The organism is Alteromonas gracilis (assembly GCF_043642145.1).
GTDB lineage: Bacteria > Pseudomonadota > Gammaproteobacteria > Enterobacterales > Alteromonadaceae > Alteromonas > Alteromonas gracilis_B.
The window spans coordinates 100236-121444 of the sequence record NZ_JBHZRZ010000003.1 but is presented as its reverse complement, the minus strand read 5'-3'; the positions used below and the strand labels follow the sequence as shown (position 1 = coordinate 121444).

Genomic DNA, 21209 nt, shown 5'->3' with positions numbered 1-21209 from the left:
TTCAGGTAGAGGCTTCACTTACTTTGGGAAATGAGTGGAGTTGGCCGTAAGCCGGGTTCTGTCGTGGGCAATCATTCCTCTAGATCAGCAATCACTCACTGATTCAAGCAACCTACCCGATCCCCATGCGGGCCACACGTTGAGGGATCCTATTTGGTCTTGCTCCGGGTGGAGTTTACCTTGCCACACTCTGTTACCAGAGGTGCGGTGCGCTCTTACCGCACCCTTTCACCCTTACCGGCATGTAAACATGCTTAGGCGGTCTTCTCTCTGCTGCACTTGTCGTCGGCTCACGCCGCCCAGACGTTATCTGGCACCCTGCCCTTTGGAGCCCGGACTTTCCTCCCCTTTCTTACGAAAGCGGCGATTGCCTGGCCAACTCCGCGGCGCATTCTACATGAAGTGTTCTGTAATAGCATCCTATTCCTGTTCGCCATAAAAGCATCGCTCAACTAAATTTTTATCAAGAGCAGGCGAAAGCTCTGATACCTCAATTTCAATGAGTTCCCGTTTGCTCTAGGCTATTTTTGCTCTCTCAAGCGCACTCGATGTGCATACCGTGTTATCGAGCACTAAGCCTTATCTATGCGAGGCATAAAGAGGTGTTGAGCCGTGTAACAAAGCGGCTTCAATACTGCGAGTTATCAATCTAAAGTTAAAAACCTTATTTTTAGGTTTTGCGGTCCTTCCTATCGCTTCTTCTTGTAAGTTTGCCCACTTGGATATATGGTGATTTTTTATGCTACTTGTATATCAATTGGCAATGGAGCCATAGCATGACAATCACCGTAGGGATCACACATCATACTGAATACCACTATGATAAAAGTATCAGTATGTCTCCACATACATTCCGTCTTCGTCCTGCACCACACTGTCGCACACCAATAAAAAGCTACTCGCTGAAAGTGTATCCCGAGAATCATTTTATAAACTGGCAGCAAGACCCGTTTGGCAATTATCTTGCTCGTGTTGTATTTCCAGAAAAAACGAAGAAATTCTGGTTCACGGTAGACCTCGTCGCCGAATTAACGGTGATTAACCCCTTCGACTTCTTTTTAGAATCTTATGCGCAAACTTTCCCATTTTCTTATGAAAAACGCCTAGCTCGAGACCTAACACCTTACTTAGAAACAGAAGAAGCATCGTCTTTGTTTAAGCAGTTAATTACTAATCAGCAAACTGAAAAGCCCATTGCCACGGTCGACTTTTTAGTGAGCGTTAATCGCGCCGTGTACGAACTGATTGAATATGGTGTGCGCATGGAGCCGGGCGTGCAAAGCATTGACGAAACCTTGCGCAAAAAAGGCGGCTCTTGCCGCGACTCTGCTTGGCTATTGGTTCAGCTATTTCGGCATTTAGGGCTAGCATCGCGCTTTGTTTCCGGCTATCTGGTTCAATTGGCTAGTGATGAAAAATCTCTTGATGGCCCGAGCGGCCCAGAAAAAGACTTTACCGATTTGCATGCATGGTGCGAAGTGTATGTGCCCGGTGCAGGCTGGATTGGCCTCGACCCTACCTCTGGGCTCTTTGCTGGTGAAGGGCACATTCCATTGGCGTGCACACCTGAACCCTTGTCGGCCGCGCCGGTTACCGGTGCCATAGACCAATGTGAATCGACATTTAGCTTCTACAACAACGTGCAACGTTTACACGAACAGCCACGGGTCACCAAACCTTACAGCGACGCACAGTGGGCAGCTATTGATAAACTTGGGGGCCAGGTAGACAAGGACCTAGTGAGCGCTGGTATAACCCTAACCATGGGCGGCGAACCCACGTTTATTTCTATTGATGATATGGAAAGCGAACAATGGAATACCGATGCTGATGGGAAGGAAAAGCGAGTATTAGCCCACACGCTTTTCATGAAAATGGTGGAAAGCTTTAGTCATCAGGGCTTTCGCCACTATGGACAGGGAAAGTGGTACCCCGGAGAGCCATTACCCCGCTGGCAATATGCCTGTTATTGGCGTAAAGACGGAACACCTATCTGGCTTAATCAAGCGTTACTTGCCGATAACAATGCCACCCTTGATTTTACCGAAAATGAAGCACGCGCATTCGCAACTCAGTTAGCCACAGCGCTAGGATTAAATGAAAAGGTTGTCGTCACCGCTTATGAAGACGTGCTATATCATTTATGGCAAGAGGGTAACCTGCCACAAGACCCGTCACCCGACGCCCCAGAACTGCTTCACGCTATGACCCGCAAAGGCTTTTTGGCCAAGCTAGAAAAAGGTTTGGATAAACCCGTAGGCTTTATTATTCCCCTCGCCTACGACACCGTTTTTGACGGATGGCAAAGTAGCGTTTGGTCATTTAAACGCGGGCATTGCTTTTTATTACCCGGCGACTCTCCATTAGGCTATCGCTTGCCGTTGAACAGCTTAGGTACACCAGATACGCTAGCAGAACGGGATCCGGCAGACATGACCGGCACACTCTCATCCCCAACTTCTCACAAAGGATATATTAGTGAAAAGTCAGTATTAACTGCCCTTTGTATAGAAGTACGCGACGGAAAGCTATGCGTATTTATGCCGCCTGTAAGTCACTTTGAACATTATGCACTGCTGCTAAACGCTATTGAGTCCATCGCTGATAGGCTCAATATTCCCGTGATACTAGAAGGCTATACCCCGCCCTACGACAGTCGCGTTGAAAAGTTTGCGGTAACACCAGACCCTGGTGTTATCGAGGTTAACGTTCATCCCGCGTCCGATTGGCATACGCTAGTGAAAAACACCCATTCGCTCTACGCTATGGCGAAGTCTTGTCGACTGGGTACAGAAAAGTTCATGCTTGATGGGCGGCACGCCGGTACAGGAGGTGGAAACCATGTCACCATGGGCGGGCCGACACCATTAGACAGTCCGTTTCTAAAACGCCCCGACATTCTTCGAAGTTTTATAACTTATTGGCAGCATCACCCAGGGCTTTCGTATTTGTTTTCAAGCCTTTTCATAGGCCCAACAAGTCAGGCCCCTCGCGTTGACGAAGCTAGGGATGAAAGGCTGTACGAGTTAGAGATTGCGTTTTCACAAATTCCCGATGGCGAAGTTCCCGCTCCTTGGTTGGTTGATCGCCTTTTGCGACACCTGCTTACCGACCTCACAGGAAATACCCATCGTACAGAGTTTTGTATCGACAAGCTGTTCAACCCCGACTCACCCACTGGGCGCTTAGGTATTGTAGAGTTTCGCGGTTTTGAAATGCCTCCGCACGCGCGAATGAGCTTAATGCAAATGCTGCTTCTGCGCACACTTTTGGCGTGGTTTTGGAAACAGCCTTACAAGAAAAAACTGGTGCGATGGGGCACTGAGCTTCACGACCGCTTTATGCTTCCCCACTATGTACGGCAAGATATAGCTGAAGTGTGTAGCGATCTTAATGCCGCCAACTTTCCAATCAAACTTGACTGGTTTGACCCGTTTTTTGAATTTCGTTTCCCTCGCTGCGGTAGCCGTGAAGTAGGTCAAATTAAGCTAGCGCTATTTAGTGCTATTGAACCTTGGCATGTACTTGGTGAGGAAGCGACGGGTAGCGGAACAGCACGATATGTAGACAGCTCACTTGAACGTGTTCAGCTTACTGTTTCAAACATGCATACCGACCGATACATAGTGTCGTGCAACGGTCGCAGACTACCGTTAAAGCCCACCAATATTCGCGGAGAGCACGTAGCTGGAATACGTTTTAGAGCGTGGCACCCTGCATCAGCGCTTCACCCCACCATTGGTGTGCACGCGCCGCTCGTTTTTGACGTATACGATAGCTGGGCAGGTCGTTCTTTGGGCGGGTTTACTTACCACGTTAGTCATCCAGGTGGCCGCAGCTTCTCTACTATGCCGGTTAACGCTTTTGAAGCAGAAGGAAGGCGCATTGCACGGTTTTGGGATCACGGCCATACACCATCGGTAACACCGCCATCTATGCCTGAGTGGTCGCCTCACTTAGCTACGCAATACGTGGTTGACCATGAAGGTCACAGTGATTTTGATTTACCTTTAGAGGAAGCCGAAAATGAAGAATATCCAAACACGCTGGATTTGCGCCGACCTCCTACACTATAGTTTAAGTGACAATCGATTTTATGAGTGAAGATTTCACCATGCCAGAGTGGCTTAACAGCTATATCACTTCGAGCACTGTGCCCGATGAAAGCAAACGTCTGCTCAATACGTTATTTTCTCGTTTGTCAGGCCTTAACACTGCTGAAGTTTCGTTTAGAGCCAATGAAATTCGCCGACTTATGCGAAACAGTGGCTTTGCCGATATCGACGAGCGTCAAAACTGGCAACTAGATCCGTTACCCATGTTGGTTTCAAGCCAAGACTGGGACATTATCAGCCGCGGTATCGAACAGCGAGTATTACTACTCAATAAAGTGTTACTAGACCTAAATACAGACAGGCAAACACTCACCAGCGGCGTATTTTCTACCGACCACTTAATGCGTCACCCCTATTACCTTGCCGAGAGCCACACGCTGACATCGTTAAATAACGGGTTATTCCTAAGCGCGTTCGACATAGCTCAAGATGTAAATGGTGAGTACTTCATGTTGAACGATCACTGTCAGTTCCCTCGTGGGCTTGGGCTACTGCTTGAAAACCGAATTGTTGCAAGAAGGGTGATGAGTGAAGAGTTTGCAGAGTGTGGCGTTCAGCGAATAGCCGGATTTTTTGAGCAACTTCAGCATGCCATTGTTCAAGAAACCGCTACCATTAATGACCCCCGAATCGTCATTCTATGTAGAGGGCCTGACGATCAGTACTACTCTGAACAGGCCTACCTTGCCACTTATATGGGCTACACCTTAGTGCGAAGTGCTGACTTAACGGTGAGAAAAGGCCAAGTTTGGCTTAAGGCTCTAGACGGATTGCGCAGAGTCGACGTTATTCTGCGCTGGATTGAAGACCGATTTTTAGATTCGCTAGAGCAAGTCGACTACTCAGCGTTCGGCATTCCTGGGCTGATTCATGCGGTACGCAATCAAAATGTGGTACTGCTCACCCCCCTTGGCAACGGGGCTATTCAAATTCCTGCGATAAAAAACAATCTGCCTCTCGCTGCCGAATTTTTTAATGGCGAAGCGTTGCTGCTTCGCCAACAAGAAACATATCCGGCAGAAAATTTAATGCAAAGCAATTGGTCGGGATATGAGTTATTAAGCTATGTCGACCCAGAATTGAAATACGACGGTGAAAAAGACGCTGACGCCATCACAAATACACTTCAAACGGCAGTGTTAACCGATTTATTTTGGCGTAAAAAAGTAGACCTTTGTCATACCCCGTTTTGGCACGACGCAGGATTAGTAAGTAAGCCTGTGATTATGCGTTGCTATGCACTGTATTCACAAGGGCAGGTGTTCATTTTGCCATCGGCCATGTGCTATACGCCAAGTGCAGCACGTACCGATGGCAAAACCGAAATAAAAGATACCTGGGTAGAAACCATTGGACCGCCTCAAGAGCGTGCCCCCTCTATTCCTAAATCACTGCAATCAGACGCAGACTTAGCGCTAGTTGAAGGTCTGCTTCCTAGTAGAACAGCTGAAAATCTATTTTGGTTGGGTTGCGCTGTAGAGCGAAGCGAAAATGTGATTCGGCTGGTTAGGGTTTTCATTGACAAGTTCACCGAGCTTGCCATTTATCCAGATGAAGCCCACAAAAACGCCCTGCTTCGATTTAAAACCGGATTAGAAAAGCAGGCGTTAATCTACCCGTATCTTACAACAGATACCCCTAATTTAGGCGATAGTGACGTGGGCTTTAAAGAGCTGGTAATCTCATTATTAAAAGACAACACCTTCGCTGGCGGGCTGTATAGCAGCATCAACATGGTGGTGCAGAGTGCGCTTCAAGTAAGAGAACTTCTTTCTTACGACAGCTTACGCATTATTGAGAGTTTAGAAGAAGAACACCACGAATTCAGTACCATTACCGAGCAAACACCCACTCACAGACTGCAAAGCACACTCGATAAGTTAATTGGGTTAACTATGGCCTTTAACGGCTCAATTCAAGACAGCCTGTCTAAGAGTAATGGCGCGTTTATGATAGAAATTGGTCGGCGTTTAGAGCGAAGTAAGCAACTTGTCTCTATGGTACAAAACCTTCTGCAATTTCCACTGCCTGAAGCCGAGCAACAAAGCGTACTGGAAATTGTGCTTGTAGCTCAGGTGAGCGCCATTACTCATAGGCGCAGATACCGTGCATTTCAAAGTATAGAAACCGGACTAGAGCTGTTGCTTTTAGACGCCGAATATCCGCGGTCGTTAGCCCATCAAATTCAAAAGACAACCGAGCTATGTGAAAGTCTGCCAGTAAGTGCTAAGCCCGGTTTTTTAAGCACCACAGAGAAAATTCTATTGCAATTAAAAGCAAGCTTCGCGCTGGCTGACAGACAGACCTTAAACATCAACACTAACCAAACGCCTTCAGGTTTGGTTTCGCTATTGAAAAGCGTAACTTCACAACTGCAGAAGTTTAGTGAAATGATGCAAACCCAATATTTCAGCCACACTAAGCCTGCATCACAACTGCACTGGTCAGGTATTGGCACCGCGTCGGTGCAGATTGTCGAGAAGCCGATAGAGAATGAAGCGCCTTCCCCACAAGTCACCCCAGATAATGATGGTTCACAAAACACAGGCAATCTGAACGCTGACAGCCCAAACCAAAGTGAGGTGAAAAAATGAAGTACACCATTCGTCACGTCACTACCTACAAGTATTCCGACAAGGTAAGCCTAACGCAAAACCATGCGCGCCTAATTCCGCTGAATACCTTTAACCAAAAAAGAGTAAGCGCCAGTGTCACTATTGTGCCGGAACCAGACTATCAAGCAGAGTTTATAGATTACTTCGACAATACCGTAACGGTATTTGAAATACCCACGCTGCATGAAGAAATGCAGGTAATTGCAACCAGTGAAGTTGATATTCAAGGCGCGCCGTTGCAAGGCTTGTTTGCGCATAACACACAGTGGGAAAGCGTGAGAGATCAAATCCGCTATCCGGTAGACCAGAGCATGTTGGCCGCGCAGTTTTTCAGTATTCCAACTCGCTTAACACAGGCCAATAAAGCTATTCTAGATTATACCCTAGCGTCGTTTACACCTAACCGCTCTGTTGTGGAGTCGTGCGACGACTTAATGAACCGCATATTTAACGATTTTACCTTTGACCCGTCTTTTTCCACAATTAATACGCCAGTAAGCCATGTGTTTGAGCACAAACGTGGCGTATGTCAGGACTACGCGCACTTAACGCTTACTTGTTTACGCAGTATCGGGTTGGCGGCGCGCTATGTGAGTGGCTATATCGAGACAATTCCGCCACCGGGTCAGGAGAAACTTACTGGTGCAGACGCAACCCACGCTTGGGTGGCGCTTTTTGTACCGGGCTCAGGTTGGATTGATTACGACCCAACCAACAATTTGAAACCCTACGACCAGCACGTTACGTTAGCTGTCGGACGAGATTTTGCAGATATCACACCGCTCAAAGGTATTATGTTTGGCGGTGGAAATCAGGTTTTAGACGTTTCAGTGGATATGAATCGCGGACAATAAGGAGCGTAGTTTGAGTAGCCAAAAACAAAGTCAAACGTTATCGAAAGCTGTGAGTCTGGAACACTGCAATTTTTCCGAGTTTTATGATGAGCTGATAGATAAAAATGGGAAAGCCCGTCCTCACGGCGCACCGCTTTTGGATTACTTGTCGCAGTTAAGTGAAGAAGAACTTAAAAACGCGCAAGACGCCGCCGAGCTGGTGGTTAAAGAAATGGGTATTACCTTTACAGTTTACGGTGAAGGAAGCTCAATAGACCGAGCATGGCCCATTGATATTATTCCTCGCATTATTCCAAACGAAGAATGGCAACGGGTAGAAGACGGACTTAAGCAGCGCGTAAAAGCCCTTAATATGTTCATTGACGATTTGTATCACGAGCAAAAGATAATTAAAGACGGCGTGTTTCCCAAAGCCCTCCTCGATAAGTCAGTGAATTTTAGAAAACAATGCGTAGGTATTTCACCACCTAAAGGTATTTGGGCACACATCTGCGGCTCTGATCTCGTGCGCGATAGCGACGGTACCATTTATGTACTAGAAGACAACCTTCGCGTTCCTTCTGGCGTGTCTTACATGCTGGAAAACCGTTCGGTGCTAAAACGCGTGTTTCCTGACCTGTTCGAGAAAATGGATATTCTTCCAGTAAACGATTATCCCTCGCAGCTGTTCGATATGCTGTCTAGCTTATCGCCACGCCCTCAAGACAAACCTGAAGTAGTGGTGCTTACGCCGGGTATCTACAACTCAGCCTATTTTGAGCACTGCTACCTTGCACAGGAAATGGGATGTGAACTTGTGGAAGGTCGAGATTTAACCGTCGAAAAAGACGACTGTGTCTACATGAAAACCATCACAGGCCTTCGCAGAGTCGACGTTATCTACCGCCGTATTGACGATATGTTTTTAGACCCTGAGGCGTTTAATCCCGACTCTATGCTTGGCGTGCCTGGGCTTATGCGAGCATGGAGTAAAGGCAAGGTTACGTTAGTTAACGCGCCAGGGGCCGGTGTAGCAGACGATAAAGTGGTGTACACCTATGTGCCCGACATGATTCGCTATTACTTGGATGAAGAAATAAAGCTTCCTAACGTAGAAACCTACCGCTGTTACGAGCCCGACGACTTTAAATACGTTGAAGATAACATCGATAAGCTTGTAATAAAACCTGCCAATGAATCGGGTGGCTATGGTTTGCTCATTGGGCCGAAATCGACCAAAAAGCAGCAACAAGAAACCCTTGCTCAAATAAAAGCTGACCCGAGAAACTGGATAGCCCAGCCTACCTTGAATTTATCTACCGTTCCCACAATTGATGGCAGTACCATTGAAGGGCGACATGTGGACCTTCGTCCCTTTGTTCTCTCTTCAGGTACGCACACCTACGTAACAACGGGGGGCCTTACTAGGGTTGCCCTTGTGAAAGGTTCCCTCGTGGTTAATTCATCACAAGGCGGTGGTAGTAAAGATACTTGGATTGTGGATTAGGAGGGACTGACATGCTATCACGAGTTGCTGAAACCCTATATTGGACAGCGCGGTACGTAGAACGCGCTGAAAACCTTGCCCGCCTGATTAATGTAAACAACCTCTTGTTGATGGACTTACCCAAAGGGTTTTCACCGGGATGGGAGCCATTGCTAGATATAACGGGAAACAGAGAGCCATTTGAGGCTATTTATACCGAATACAGTGAGAAAAACGTTGTTAAGTTCCTCACTGTAGATACCCGAAACCCTTCTTCAATATTGAACTCGCTTCAATATGCTAGAGATAACGCGCGCACAATTAGAGACGTTATACCAAGGGAAGTATGGGAAACGCTAAACGCACTTCACTTATCGGTTAAAGAGAACAGCACAAGCTTTCTAAGTAAACGAGGCCGCTTTGCAAGCTTAAAGCAGGTTATCAACCAATGTTTACTTATGTTTGGAACCATGGACGCCAGTATGAGCCACGACGAAGGGTACTTCTTCTGGCGCTTCGGCGCAGCATTGGAACGCTCTGATATGACATCAAGAATAATTGACGTTCGTTCATCTACTCTTACCGAAGACATGAGCGACCTGCCATTTGAAAATATCTTGTGGATGAGCGTTCTTAGAAGCTTGAGCGGCTACCAAATGTATCGCCAAAAAATGGGGGTTCGCATACGCCCGGGCGACGTATTGCTGTTTATGCTTCAAAGTAAAGAGTTTCCGCGAAGTGTGTTGTTCTGCTTAAATAAGCTAAAGAGTTTGTTCCTGAATTTGCCCGACAACGAAGCAATGATAGAGCGAATTGATCACAGTATTAGCGATTTAGAAAAACAGCCTGTCGCTACGCTTCGAGGACGGGCATTGCACAACTATATCGACGAACTTCAAATTGATTTTGCCGATATTCATCAACAACTCGCGGAGCAATACTTCTTACATTAGTGTGCGTCTTTTCGCTTTTTACTGTACGCAAAGCTCTCAGAGATTATAGATAAGCGTAGGTATTAAAGCAGTGACATTGAATAGGAAGGCAAAATAAAGCCCGCATTAAGCGGGCTTTATTATATTCATAGCAAGCTTGTGTTGTCAGGCATTACACAACTGCTATTACATCTTCTTTTGCAAGGCGCGCTTTAGGTAAACCATGGTTCCAATCTTGCTCTGTATCTGGGTAGCCCATGGCAAGTGCCACTTCGCAAATGTGACCGTCTAGTTCGTCTTTGAACAACTCGCCAAGTAGCTCAGGGTCAACCCCTTCCATCGGCGTAGACGCAATGCCTAGTCGCGCTAGCGTGTGCAAAACATTTCCTAATGCCAAGTAAACCTGAGCTTTGGTCCATGCTGCATTGTTTCCGTTTGCATCGGTATTCGCTTCTGCAAATGCGTAAGCACCCATAAAGTTTTCACGCATATCTTCGGGTAAGCGACCAGACGACACCTCTGCATCCACCCGCTTACCAAATTTCTCTTTAGTGAAGTTAGGGTCGTAGGCAAACAAAATAGTATGCGATGCTTCTTTAGCATGATGCTGATTAAACTGATGTTTGTTGGCGAAGCTATCATGTAAGCGTTGTTTCGCGTCATCACTTTCAACGACCACAAACCTCCAGGGTTGTGAGTTAATTGAAGACGCTGATAGTCTCAACGCTTCAAGAATTGTTGTAATGTCGTCAGCTGAAATGCGCTTATTCGCATCGTACTTTTTGACCGTGTAACGCTTGTTTAAATCTTCAATAATTGGATGAGACACAACTAACTCCTCTTTACATCGCCTGCGGCCCTCACCTATGGGTAAAGGCTTACACAGAATCCGGTGAACCTGTGAAAGCGGAACGTATGGTAACTATCTCGCTTTTCAATGATAAGCCCGATAAATAACGAATCAGTTTCAAAAAAATATTGAAGACTAGTGATTTTCAGCAACGATTTTCTTTTCATCGTTTTTAGTTATGGCAATTATTGCTTTAATAGGTGGCATTCAGTTTACGTGGACACTTAGCGCCTTTACTGTGCTTCTTTACTATGGCATCACGAATATCGCGGCGCTTAACGCAGAGCAACAGCGCCGCTTCGTTTCCAAATGGGTATCGCTTATTGGCCTATTAAGCTGCTTGAGTTTAGTGGCACTGTCGGTAATTTCACAAATAGTGAGTTAGTCGCTATGCTGTGATATGACAATAATAACAACGTATTAGGCTTACCATATGATAAAGCGCTTACTTCTTCCTCTTTTCCTCGTGTCCTCGCCTATTCTTGCCGACAGCGGTTCACGGTTAATAGCTTCAGGTGGCATAACCGGGTTTGAAGGCACGGCGGGCGGTGGCATTACCCCTTGGGCATTTATTGGAGGATACACAAGCAAAGAAGAAATTGGCTATTCAGTGAATGCCCAATATCTGAGCTTGAACGACTATACGCTAACCACTGCTGGCGCAAGTGTTAGCTTATTTGATCGCGTAGAGGTTAGCGTACAACGACAGCAACTTGATATTGCATCAGGTTTAACAAGCAATGTTTTTGCACTTCTTACTGAAGGTGCAATAACTAACGCAAATAGCGCCACGATTGAACAAGACATTATCGGCGCTAAAGTTAAGGTTTTTGGTGACGGAGTGTTTGCGCAAGACTCATGGCTGCCTCAAGTTGCCATAGGTGCGCAGTATAAGAAAAATAGAGACTTCAATAGCTCGCTTTTCCTACCCGATGGAACCATTCCACTTCCTAATACCGGTGTACCCATGTTGCTAGGAGCAAAAGACGACAGTGGCACTGATGTCTATGTATCTGCCACCAAATTATGGCTAGGTGTTCCAGCAGGTTTCAATTTACTTACCAATTTGACCGCCCGATACACCAAAGCCAATGTGTTTGGCCTATTAGGTTTTGGTTCCCAAGAAGATGATAGTGCCGAACTTGAATGGGAAGGTTCTTTAGCTTTACTAATAAGCCCAACAACGGCAATTGGTACAGAGTTTAGGACTCAAACGAATCGCCTAGGTGGGCTGGCAGAAGAAGACACAGTAGTGGATGCTTTCATTGCTTACTTCCCAAACAAGTCTATTTCAATTACCGCGGCTTATGTTGATGTAGGTAACTTACCCTTGCAAGAAAGCTCCACAGGCTTTTATTTAACGGTAAACGGAAACTTTTGATAGGGGGGCAGATGATTAAACATAATCGAAAAATTGCAGCCATTGCTTTGTTAAGCCTTGTGCTTGGTGGTTGCGCGAGCACCTCTGAACAATCACTCTACAAAGAAATAGGCGGTCACAAAACACTTAACACTATTTTTGGCGTAGCCATTACGCGCATTTATACTGACCCCGAAATAGGGCATTACTTTAAAGGTGTGCCTAAAAAGCACCTAAGAGATCAACTGGTGTCTCAAACGTGTGAGCTTATTGGGGGCCCGTGTAAGTACGACGGGAAAACAATGCTAGAGTCGCATACTGGACTCGATATCAAAGAAAGAGAGTTTTATATCTTGGTAGAGTACGTGCAAGGCGCAATGCGCGATGTAGGACTTACGTATCAGCAAGAAAACCGAATTCTCAAAAAACTTGCGCCCATAAAGTACGAGACGCTTGGCTTGTAAAAAAACGGATGGCAAGGCGTGTATACAGAGTAATAAATGTAACCGTTAACGCTTTGGGTTTCTTTTACTGATATAAGAGTTTAAAAAACAAAAAACCCTCGATAAAACGAGGGCTTCTACATGAACTTAAATGGCTAAGATTTAGTTAGGCGTAATCGCGTTGTGGTAAACGTCTTGTACGTCGTCACAGTCGTTAAGCATGTCCATGAATTTTTCAAACATCGGCATGTCTTCTTCGCTAATTTCAGTTTCAGTTTGCGGCATCCAGCTCATTTCATCGGCAATGAAAGTGATGTCAGGGTAAGCTTCTGTCAGCGCTGTTTTAACTTGATAGAATTCAGTGTGTGGTGCGTAAACCGTTACTTTACCGTCTTCAACTTCAACGTCAGTTACATCAACATCAGCTTCCATTAGCACTTCTAAGATAGCGTCTTCATCGTCGCCTTCAAACTGGAATACAGCTTGGTGGTCGAACATGTGTGACACCGCACCCTGCGCACCAAGTTTTGCGTTAGTTTTAGTAAAGCAGTTACGTACTTCAGTAATGGTACGGTTCGCGTTGTCTGATAAGCAGTCAACAATTACCATACAGTTACCTGGGCCAAAGCCTTCGTAGCGCATAGGCTGGAAGTCCTCACCTGCACCACCAGCTGCTTTATCGATTGCTTTTTCAATAACGTGGCTTGGTACTTGGTCTTTCTTCGCTTTTTCCATAAGGCGGCGAAGCGATAGGTTAGTGGCTGGGTCGGTACCACCATTTTTTGCGCACACGTAAATTTCTTTACCGTACTTAGAATAGACTTTAGTTTTTTGGCCGGCAGTTTTTGCCATGGCGTTTTTACGTACTTCGAATGCTCTTCCCATCTTAAAATTCTCTTTCTCGCAATTAAAACGCTGCGTTAGGTTTTATCGGGCTACTGTTTTATAAGACTGTGCCGCCGCGCCCAAAATAGCAAGTTGCCAAACGCAGCATTGCTAAGCGCGGCACTATCAAAAAATAATGGCAGGCAAAGCGACACAAAAAATTTGTGCGAAATTCTACCTTAATTTTTATGTAATACCAATGTGAAAGCCTCTGCATACAGTGCTGCAACGTGACTAAAACGTTTTTTGGTTAGGTTCTAAAAGTTACACTGACCCCAGTTTTTTGAAAATGTACTCTGACCCCACACATTTTTGCTTACGGCAAGTGCTCGGTAGCGAGGTAGTCGTGAGACTGCATTTCCTTTAAGCGGCTTAAACAGCGCCTAAACTCAAAATTAAGTAGTCCCTCGGTATATAAGCTTTCAAGCGCAACTTCTGCCGATATGATTAGCTTTACATTTCGCTCGTAAAACTCATCCACCATGGCAATAAAACGCCGCGCTACATCGTCATTATGCTGGCCCATTTCTTTTACGTTAGCCAGTAGTACAGAGTGGTAACAACGGCTTAATTCAATGTAGTCGCTTTGACTTCGAGGGCCGCCACACAGCGCATTGAATTCAATCATCAAAACGCCATCAGCATTTCGAAGGGTTTTGATTTTGCGATTATTCACTTCAATTTCTTCACCCGTAGAGCCTTCTTCTGGGGCTAATTGAGTAAAATAGCTATGCAAATTTTCTGTTGCTGCCTCGTCTAACGGATAATGGTAAATTTCCGCCTGTTCTAACGTTCTAAGACGATAATCAATACCGCTATCAACATTTACTACACGGGTATTCTGATTAAGTAGGTCGATAGCAGGCAAGAATCGCGCACGCTGCAAGCCGTTTTTGTATAAATCGTCTGGAACAATGTTCGACGTTGCCACCAGTACAATGCCGTGACCAAACAACTCTTCCATTAATGTACCTAAAATCATGGCATCGGTAATATCAGACACGAAAAATTCGTCGAAGCATATAACGCGTGCTTCCTTTGCTAGCTTGGCGGCAACCAGCTTAAGTGGGTCTTGCGCACTTTTTAGCTGCTTTAATTCATCGTGCACACGATACATAAAGCGGTGGAAATGCACGCGCATTTTCTTCTCGAAAGGCAAGCAATCGTAGAAGGTATCAACCAAATAGGTTTTACCTCGCCCCACTCCACCATAGAAGTAAATGCCCTGTATGCCTGGCTTTGCATGACCTTTACCAAACGCTGCTTTAAGCTTTACCCGCCAGGTCGTTTTCTTTTCAGGCTGGGTAAGTTCATCAAACAAACGTTGGAGCTCTTTTACTGCGTTCTCTTGTGCTGCGTCGTAATGAAAGTCAGACGACTGAAGATCTAGCTGATATTTTTCCCATGGCGTCATCGCCGAAACCACTCCGTACAAAAGTCAATAGCGGCGCTTGCTGCACCGACCTGCTTGAATTTCTCAATTATGACCTTAATTTTAATGGAAATCACGGTAGAATCTCACATTGAAATTCGACATACACCGAATAAATGTCACGATGTATGCGCTTTTCGGGTTCGACCTTGCTATATTCAGCGTATGGTCGAAAGCAGCTTTTAGATCGTAAAAGAAATGGTCGGCTGTAAGATGTAGATTGATTCGGAGAATATAATGGAATTGTTAGTATCTCTTGCTTTGTTAGTAGTTGGGTTAATTATTGGCTTTTTCGCGGGTCGCTTTTTTCAACAAAAGCAAGGCGCAGGCAATGCTGCACAAACAGAAAAGCAAGTTAAAGAGATCCTCGCACAGCAGGCGCAACACCACATTCACCAAACTCGTCAAAGCTTAGAAAGCATTGAAAGCCAATGCGAAACGCTTAAGCAACAAATTGAAGAGTATGAAATGCTGCTTGAACAAGGCAGCGACGAAGACAGCAAGGTTCCTTTTTATGGGGAACAAGCAACCACATATTTACGTAACAACCTAAAAGGGTCTGATAAATCGAGAGTTAAGCGTGTGTCAGACACACAACCAAGAGACTTCGCTAACTCGGGTTCTGGGCTGTTCGTCGGCGGTTCTGATAAGAATACCGCAGAAAAACAGTAACATCGGGAACTTTATTACGACCTCGGACTCTTTTAGTGAAACCATGCTATGTCGCATATAACATGAAGGAGTGTAAGCGAACATGAAAATGTCTTTTCGCCATTGTATATTGGCGTCTGCCGTTGTTGTAAGTTCATTGGGCTTTACTGCTAGCACACAGGCGGCGTTACCTTTCTTTTCTGATAAGAAAGATGAAGTTCCCTCTTTAGCCCCTATGCTTGAAGAGGCTACTCCCGCGGTAGTAAGTATTGCAGTAGAGGGAACACAAACCTCCACGCAGCGTGTCCCCGAAATGTTTCGTTACTTCTTCGGTGCACCGCAAGAGCAAGTTCAAGAGCGCCCATTCCGAGGTCTTGGTTCTGGTGTCATCATTGATGCCGACAACGGCTACGTAGTCACTAACAACCATGTTGTGGATAATGCAGACGAAATCACTGTTAAGCTAACCGACGGCCGCGAGTTTAAAGCGAAAAAGCTGGGCTCTGATGAGCAAAGTGATATCGCGCTTCTTAAGATTGAGCCGGACGATTTAAAAGCGTTGCCATTGGCAGATTCTGACGCACTGCGCGTGGGTGACTTCGTCGTTGCAATTGGTAACCCCTTTGGCTTATCTCAAACGGTTACGTCAGGTATTGTAAGTGCTCTAGGCCGCTCTGGTTTGAACATTGGTGGTTACGAAGACTTCATCCAAACTGACGCTGCAATTAACCGCGGTAACTCAGGTGGCGCTTTGGTTAACCTTCACGGTGAACTGGTTGGTATCAATACCGCTATTTTCGGCCCTAATGGCGGAAACGTGGGTATTGGTTTTGCTATTCCTGCCAATATGATGAAGAGCCTAGTTGACCAAATCGCGGAATTTGGTGAAGTGCGCCGTGGTCTATTGGGGATTTTAGGTAGCGACATCGACGCAGGGCTTGCTGAAGCCATGAATGCGGAAGTGAATATTGGTGCGTTCGTCAGCGAAGTACAGCCTGACTCGGCTGCAGAGAAAGGTGGCTTGCAAGCCGGTGATATTATTACCGCGATTAACGGCCGCAAACTTCATAGCTTCCAAGAACTTCGCGCAAAAATTGCGAGTATGGGTGCAGGTGCTGAGGTAGAACTTACGGTCATGCGTAAAGGTAAGAAAATGAATGTCGACGTTGTGCTAGACGACGCTACTGATACCACCGTTACTGCCGCGCAAATTCATCCAGCCCTTGAAGGTGCAACCCTGACAAACGGTACGGACGATGCTGGTAACGCTGGGGTGATAGTGTCTGAAATAGAGCGTGGAGCGCCGGCCGCTCGCATCGGACTGCAATCTGAAGACGTGATCATTGGTGTTAACCGCGTGCGTACGTCTAGCGTAGCTGAATTCAGAAACGCTTTAGATGAAGCAAAAGGTGTTATTGCACTTAATGTAAAACGCGGTAACTCAACGCTTTACTTGGTAATTAGGCAGTAGCAATTAAAAGCTAACCTAATAAAAACGGCGCTTTCAAGCGCCGTTTTAGTTTTCAACGCTGGTCAGTTTGGTACCTTAACGGTAGTAATCAAAAATGAAGCGCACACTCTGCTCCCCCCTCAAGTAATGGTAATGTAAATACAGTTACACAAAATTTGCTTTTCATTACGGTAGTTTATTGAGTAAAGTGATATCCTTAAATACAACATGACAATTCAAAAACGTTGCACGTTAAGTTTGTGAAGTCGTGCCATGCACATGGCATAGATAGAAAAAGTGCGACAAAAATAATAAGTGTGATTTGTGACTGGCCGCTCAATAATTAACTTTTTACTAAAATCAGTACTGCTTGGCGTTGCCGTTGCTGCACTGCTTTTGGTTTTTCTCCCCGACCTTCGCCAAGGCAAAAGCCTTGCTCATTCTTTTTTTAGTGCGCCGTCAGTTAGGGCTAACCGCGAAAGCTATTTCGAAGCGCTAAGCCGCTCAGCACCCGCCGTAGTCAATATATATAGTGTGAGCATTGAAAATGGCTCTGGCCTTTTTAGAAACCAGTCCCGTGGGCGCACAAGTTTAGGGTCTGGTGTAATCATGACCGAAAACGGTTATCTACTGACATGCCATCACGTTGTCGCAGACGCTGACAGCATTTATGTGGCGGTGCAAGATGGCCGCATTCTTGAAGCACAAATAGTTGGAACCGACCCCCTCACCGACCTTGCGGTTTTGAAAGTTACCGCTGATAACCTACACATTATTCCTCAGGTTGCAGAGCCTGATACTCACGTAGGTGATGTGGTGATGGCTATCGGAAATCCGTTCGATTTAGGTCAGACCATCACGCAAGGCATTGTTAGCCGCGCAGGTCGAAACGGCCTTTCTAACTATGTCGATTTTATACAAACCGATGCGGTATTAAACCAAGGTAATTCTGGCGGAGCATTGGTTGACAGCAACGGAATTTTACTTGGAATCACAAACGCTAATTTTCAGGTATTAGACTCGAACAATCGCGCACGCAATGTTGATGGCATCAACTTCGCCGTTCCATACGAATTGGCCAAGCGAGTTATGGATGAAATAATAAGTAATGGCCGTGTTGTCCGCGGTCAACTGGGTTTTGTTGGCGGGGAGAACCGCAACCGCCCTGGTATTGATGTTTCCGCTGTGGCAAAAGGCAGCCCTGCAGAAATAGCGGGCATTCGTCCTGGCGATATCATTGTTGCCATTGATGGTGTGCGCCTAGAAAGCGCGTCTAAAACGCTAGACATGATTGCTGAAACAGAACCTGGTACCGAGCTTGAAATTGAACTAAGCCGCGATGGACGCCCGCTAACACTTAAAGTTACCGTTGCAGAGCTTCGCGCCGGCCAATAGAGATTAAATGCAGGGCACGGTAGGCCCTTCATATCCAGGCATTAAAGTGTAGATTTTAAGACACAAAAAAAGCGCCGAGTAGACATGCTATCTGGCGCTTTTTTTAGAAATATAAGCCCGTAACTTATTCTTTCACTCTTTCGATAACGGCTCCCAAGCCACCTAACTTCTCTTCAATGGCCTCGTAACCTCTATCAAGGTGATAGATACGGTTTACGTGAGTTTCGCCTTCTGCAATTAGCCCTGCAATAACCAAGCTTGCTGAGGCGCGAAGATCGGTTGCCATGACCGGAGCACCTTTTAACTTTGAGCCGCCTTTCGATACCGCAGAATTAGCTTCAAGAGCAATTTCAGCGCCCATGCGCTGTAGTTCTGGAACATGCATAAAGCGGTTTTCGAAAATAGTTTCGGTAATTACGCCTGTGCCTTCAGCAACACAATTTAACGTTACAAATTGTGCCTGCATATCGGTGGGGAATGCAGGGTGAGGCGCGGTTTTAACACGCACGGCTTGAGGCTTGCGCCCTTCCATGTCTAACTCAATCCAGTCTTCACCAGTTGTGATCTTAGCACCCGCTTGCTCTAGCTTATCTAGCACTGCATCAAGGGTATCTGGTGCCGCGTGTGTACAGCGAATTTTGCCACCAGTAACAGCGGCTGCTACAAGGAAAGTACCCGTTTCAATGCGATCCGGTAACACTGCGTAATCACAACCGTTTAGTGTTTCAACACCTTCGATAGTAATTTTGTCGCTTCCTGCTCCGCTAATTTTCGCTCCCATCTGAATAAGACAGTTTGCTAAATCAACAATTTCTGGCTCGCGGGCGGCGTTTTCTAACACTGTCGTGCCATCAGCAAGGGCAGCAGCCATTAATAGGTTTTCGGTAGCGCCAACGCTTACCATATCCATAAAGATGCGTGCGCCTATCAAGCGGCCATCCACTTCTGCGCGGATATAGCCCTCGTCTACCTCTATCTTCGCGCCCATTTTTTCAAGGCCCGTTAAATGAAGGTTAACTGGACGAGCACCAATGGCACAGCCGCCAGGTAAAGACACATTTGCTTTACCTTGTTTTGCTAAGAGCGGGCCAAGCACCAAAATAGACGCACGCATAGTACGCACTAACTCATATGACGCGGTTACGCTTTGCAGCGTGCTGGCATCAATAACAATGTCGTTAGCTGCTGGTTGTGCTACTTCAACACCCAACTCGCGCAGCAGCGCAGTGGTAGTGTTGATGTCGCGAAGTCGAGGAACATTGGTATAACGACAAGGTGAATCGGTAAGCAAGCTTGTCATTAACAACGGAAGAGCCGCATTTTTAGCGCCAGAAATACGTACTGTGCCGTTAAGCGCAGGGCTCTTTTTAATTACGAGTTTATCCACGAGCTACGCCTATTATTGAGGAATATTGAACTGGCGCTCACGCTCCCAGTCTTTTACTGAAAACGTCTTGATGGTAATGGCATGCATACTGCCGTCTGCAATCTTATCAGCCAAAGGCGCATACACAGCTTGCTGACGCTTTACTCGACTCATTTCATTAAACGCATCGCTTACGGCGATAATATTAAAATGCGAACCTTCACCTTTCACGTGGACTTCGTGAAGATCTAATGCATCTTTCAAGATTTTTTCAATTTCCGACAATTCCATAACTTACTTCTTAATTCGCTAACTGGTATTTATTTTACTGGTAAAAAGCTATCTGCGTCGCTTATTTTTGCAAGCTTGTGCAGCTTTTCAGGCATATTACGTAGGGCCATGCTAACACCATTTTGCTTTGCATCCCTAACGGCATTAATAAGCCACGCTAAACCAGCACTGTCTGCACGCTCAACATCGCTTAAGTCAACAACACACGTTTTGTTTTGAATCAACGTGCTACGTTCATTACCGCTTAAACTTTCCCAAAAATTTTTCGACAGCGTGTCACGGTCTAAATGTCCATGAATTATCACGCTGCCTTTGTCATTTACCTCGAGAAGCCTCACTCGGCCTCTCCTTCAATTTCAATTGGCTCGCCTTGTTTAAGCTCAACTGGCTTACCAATTTTTTCACGCATTAACCCAATTACTGCATCAATGCCGTCTTGACGTAGGATAGACTCAAATTCACTGCGCTTGCTGCTTAGCATACTAATGCCTTCAGCAACCATATCGTAAGCTTTCCATTCGTTGGTTTTATTGTCTTTACGAACTTTAAAGGCAATCTTTATTTCTGGGCGATTTGGATCTTGAACAACGGCGCGTACTGTCACTGATTTCTTGTCATCAAAAGATGATTCAGGCTCGAAGATGACTTCTTGGTTATCGTAATAGCCCATTGCTACCGCATAAGTCGTCACTAAATATTGACGAAACACGCTGATATATTCGCCCATTTTTTCTTGAGGTACTGATTTAAAGTGCTTTCCTAGTACCATAAATGCCGCAAACTTATAGTCGATGTGCGGAACTAATTCTTCTTCCATGATAGTGCGCAACATTTCTGGATCTGACTTAATCGCTTCCTGATTGGCTTTTATGCGTTCAAAAGTGCGATTTGCCACGTCCTGTACAAGCTCGTATGGGTTTTTCTCGTTTACTTCCTGTGCGTTAGCCAAACCCGCTAAAGACATCATAAAGATGCCAATCGCTACCATAATCTTTTTCAAAATCACTCTCCTAACTTAAATATCTATTTAGCAGACCCGATGACAATACGTTTAGTTTCATCTGGTCGCTGGAATTTGTTACCAACCGCTCAATAAAAAGCAGTC

18 protein-coding genes and 1 other RNA gene are annotated in these 21209 nt (G+C 45.8%); 11 read left to right on the top strand and 8 right to left on the bottom strand.

Going from position 1 to position 21209, the window contains the following annotated elements:
- Positions 1-32 precede the first annotated feature (32 nt).
- Positions 33-383, bottom strand: an RNA gene (gene rnpB, locus ACHUFN_RS07495) — RNase P RNA component class A.
- A gap of 393 nt (positions 384-776) precedes the next feature.
- Between rnpB and ACHUFN_RS07490 the strand changes: the two genes are divergently transcribed.
- The 5 genes from ACHUFN_RS07490 to ACHUFN_RS07470 are packed head-to-tail and all read left to right on the top strand — an operon-like array spanning position 777 to position 10002.
- Positions 777-4076, top strand: coding sequence for a transglutaminase family protein (locus tag ACHUFN_RS07490; protein ID WP_394221707.1), 3300 nt, complete (start codon positions 777-779; stop codon positions 4074-4076).
- 20 nt (positions 4077-4096) lie between these two features.
- Positions 4097-6709: a circularly permuted type 2 ATP-grasp protein gene (locus tag ACHUFN_RS07485; RefSeq protein ID WP_394221706.1), complete on the top strand. Its 2613-nt coding sequence runs from the start codon at positions 4097-4099 to the stop codon at positions 6707-6709.
- Positions 6706-7584: a transglutaminase family protein gene (locus ACHUFN_RS07480; RefSeq protein WP_394221705.1), complete on the top strand. Its 879-nt coding sequence runs from the start codon at positions 6706-6708 to the stop codon at positions 7582-7584. Before ACHUFN_RS07485 ends, ACHUFN_RS07480 begins: the two co-directional genes overlap by 4 nt.
- A 10-nt stretch (positions 7585-7594) precedes the next feature.
- Complete coding sequence (locus ACHUFN_RS07475) at positions 7595-9070, top strand: circularly permuted type 2 ATP-grasp protein (RefSeq protein WP_394221704.1); 1476 nt, start codon at positions 7595-7597, stop codon at positions 9068-9070.
- An 11-nt stretch (positions 9071-9081) separates the two neighbouring features.
- On the top strand, positions 9082-10002 hold the full coding sequence (locus ACHUFN_RS07470; protein ID WP_394221703.1) for an alpha-E domain-containing protein: 921 nt from the start codon (positions 9082-9084) through the stop codon (positions 10000-10002).
- A gap of 151 nt (positions 10003-10153) precedes the next feature.
- Here the strand turns inward: ACHUFN_RS07470 and ACHUFN_RS07465 are convergent, their stop codons facing one another.
- A complete protein-coding gene (locus ACHUFN_RS07465) occupies positions 10154-10810 on the bottom strand; it encodes an NAD(P)H-dependent oxidoreductase (protein WP_394221702.1) in 657 nt (218 codons plus the stop codon).
- Between the two features lie 199 nt (positions 10811-11009).
- Between ACHUFN_RS07465 and ACHUFN_RS07460 the strand changes: the two genes are divergently transcribed.
- Genes ACHUFN_RS07460 through ACHUFN_RS07450 form a run of 3 tightly spaced genes read left to right on the top strand, consistent with a single transcriptional unit; the run spans position 11010 to position 12655 of the window.
- A complete protein-coding gene (locus ACHUFN_RS07460) occupies positions 11010-11216 on the top strand; it encodes a hypothetical protein (RefSeq protein WP_394221700.1) in 207 nt (68 codons plus the stop codon).
- Positions 11217-11264: 48 nt separating this feature from the next.
- Positions 11265-12212, top strand: coding sequence for a DUF3034 family protein (locus tag ACHUFN_RS07455; RefSeq protein ID WP_394221699.1), 948 nt, complete (start codon positions 11265-11267; stop codon positions 12210-12212).
- A gap of 11 nt (positions 12213-12223) precedes the next feature.
- Positions 12224-12655 (top strand): globin domain-containing protein, encoded by a 432-nt coding sequence (locus ACHUFN_RS07450; RefSeq protein ID WP_394221698.1) that lies wholly within the window; start codon positions 12224-12226, stop codon positions 12653-12655.
- 141 nt (positions 12656-12796) lie between these two features.
- On the opposite strand, the gene ACHUFN_RS07445 is transcribed toward ACHUFN_RS07450, so the two are convergent.
- Entirely contained in the window at positions 12797-13519 is a 723-nt protein-coding gene (locus ACHUFN_RS07445; protein WP_394221697.1) for a YebC/PmpR family DNA-binding transcriptional regulator, read from the bottom strand.
- A gap of 316 nt (positions 13520-13835) precedes the next feature.
- Complete coding sequence (gene zapE, locus ACHUFN_RS07440; protein WP_394221696.1) at positions 13836-14933, bottom strand: cell division protein ZapE; 1098 nt, start codon at positions 14931-14933, stop codon at positions 13836-13838.
- Between the two features lie 255 nt (positions 14934-15188).
- Between zapE and ACHUFN_RS07435 the strand changes: the two genes are divergently transcribed.
- From ACHUFN_RS07435 to ACHUFN_RS07425, 3 genes are all read left to right on the top strand, one after another.
- Entirely contained in the window at positions 15189-15623 is a 435-nt protein-coding gene (locus tag ACHUFN_RS07435) for a ZapG family protein (protein WP_394221695.1), read from the top strand.
- A gap of 88 nt (positions 15624-15711) precedes the next feature.
- Entirely contained in the window at positions 15712-17073 is a 1362-nt protein-coding gene (locus ACHUFN_RS07430) for a DegQ family serine endoprotease (protein ID WP_394222092.1), read from the top strand.
- A 303-nt stretch (positions 17074-17376) separates the two neighbouring features.
- Positions 17377-18447 (top strand): trypsin-like peptidase domain-containing protein, encoded by a 1071-nt coding sequence (locus tag ACHUFN_RS07425; RefSeq protein ID WP_394221694.1) that lies wholly within the window; start codon positions 17377-17379, stop codon positions 18445-18447.
- 124 nt (positions 18448-18571) lie between these two features.
- On the opposite strand, the gene murA is transcribed toward ACHUFN_RS07425, so the two are convergent.
- From murA to ACHUFN_RS07405, 4 genes are read right to left on the bottom strand one after another with little or no spacing between them, the layout of a single operon-like run.
- A complete protein-coding gene (murA, locus tag ACHUFN_RS07420) occupies positions 18572-19834 on the bottom strand; it encodes a UDP-N-acetylglucosamine 1-carboxyvinyltransferase (protein WP_394221693.1) in 1263 nt (420 codons plus the stop codon).
- A gap of 12 nt (positions 19835-19846) precedes the next feature.
- On the bottom strand, positions 19847-20104 hold the full coding sequence (locus ACHUFN_RS07415; RefSeq protein ID WP_012517351.1) for a BolA family protein: 258 nt from the start codon (positions 20102-20104) through the stop codon (positions 19847-19849).
- 29 nt (positions 20105-20133) lie between these two features.
- A complete protein-coding gene (locus ACHUFN_RS07410; protein ID WP_394221692.1) occupies positions 20134-20442 on the bottom strand; it encodes an STAS domain-containing protein in 309 nt (102 codons plus the stop codon).
- Positions 20439-21104, bottom strand: a complete 666-nt coding sequence (locus ACHUFN_RS07405; RefSeq protein WP_394221691.1) for an MlaC/ttg2D family ABC transporter substrate-binding protein — start codon at positions 21102-21104, stop codon at positions 20439-20441. Before ACHUFN_RS07405 ends, ACHUFN_RS07410 begins: the two co-directional genes overlap by 4 nt.
- Positions 21105-21209 lie beyond the last annotated feature (105 nt).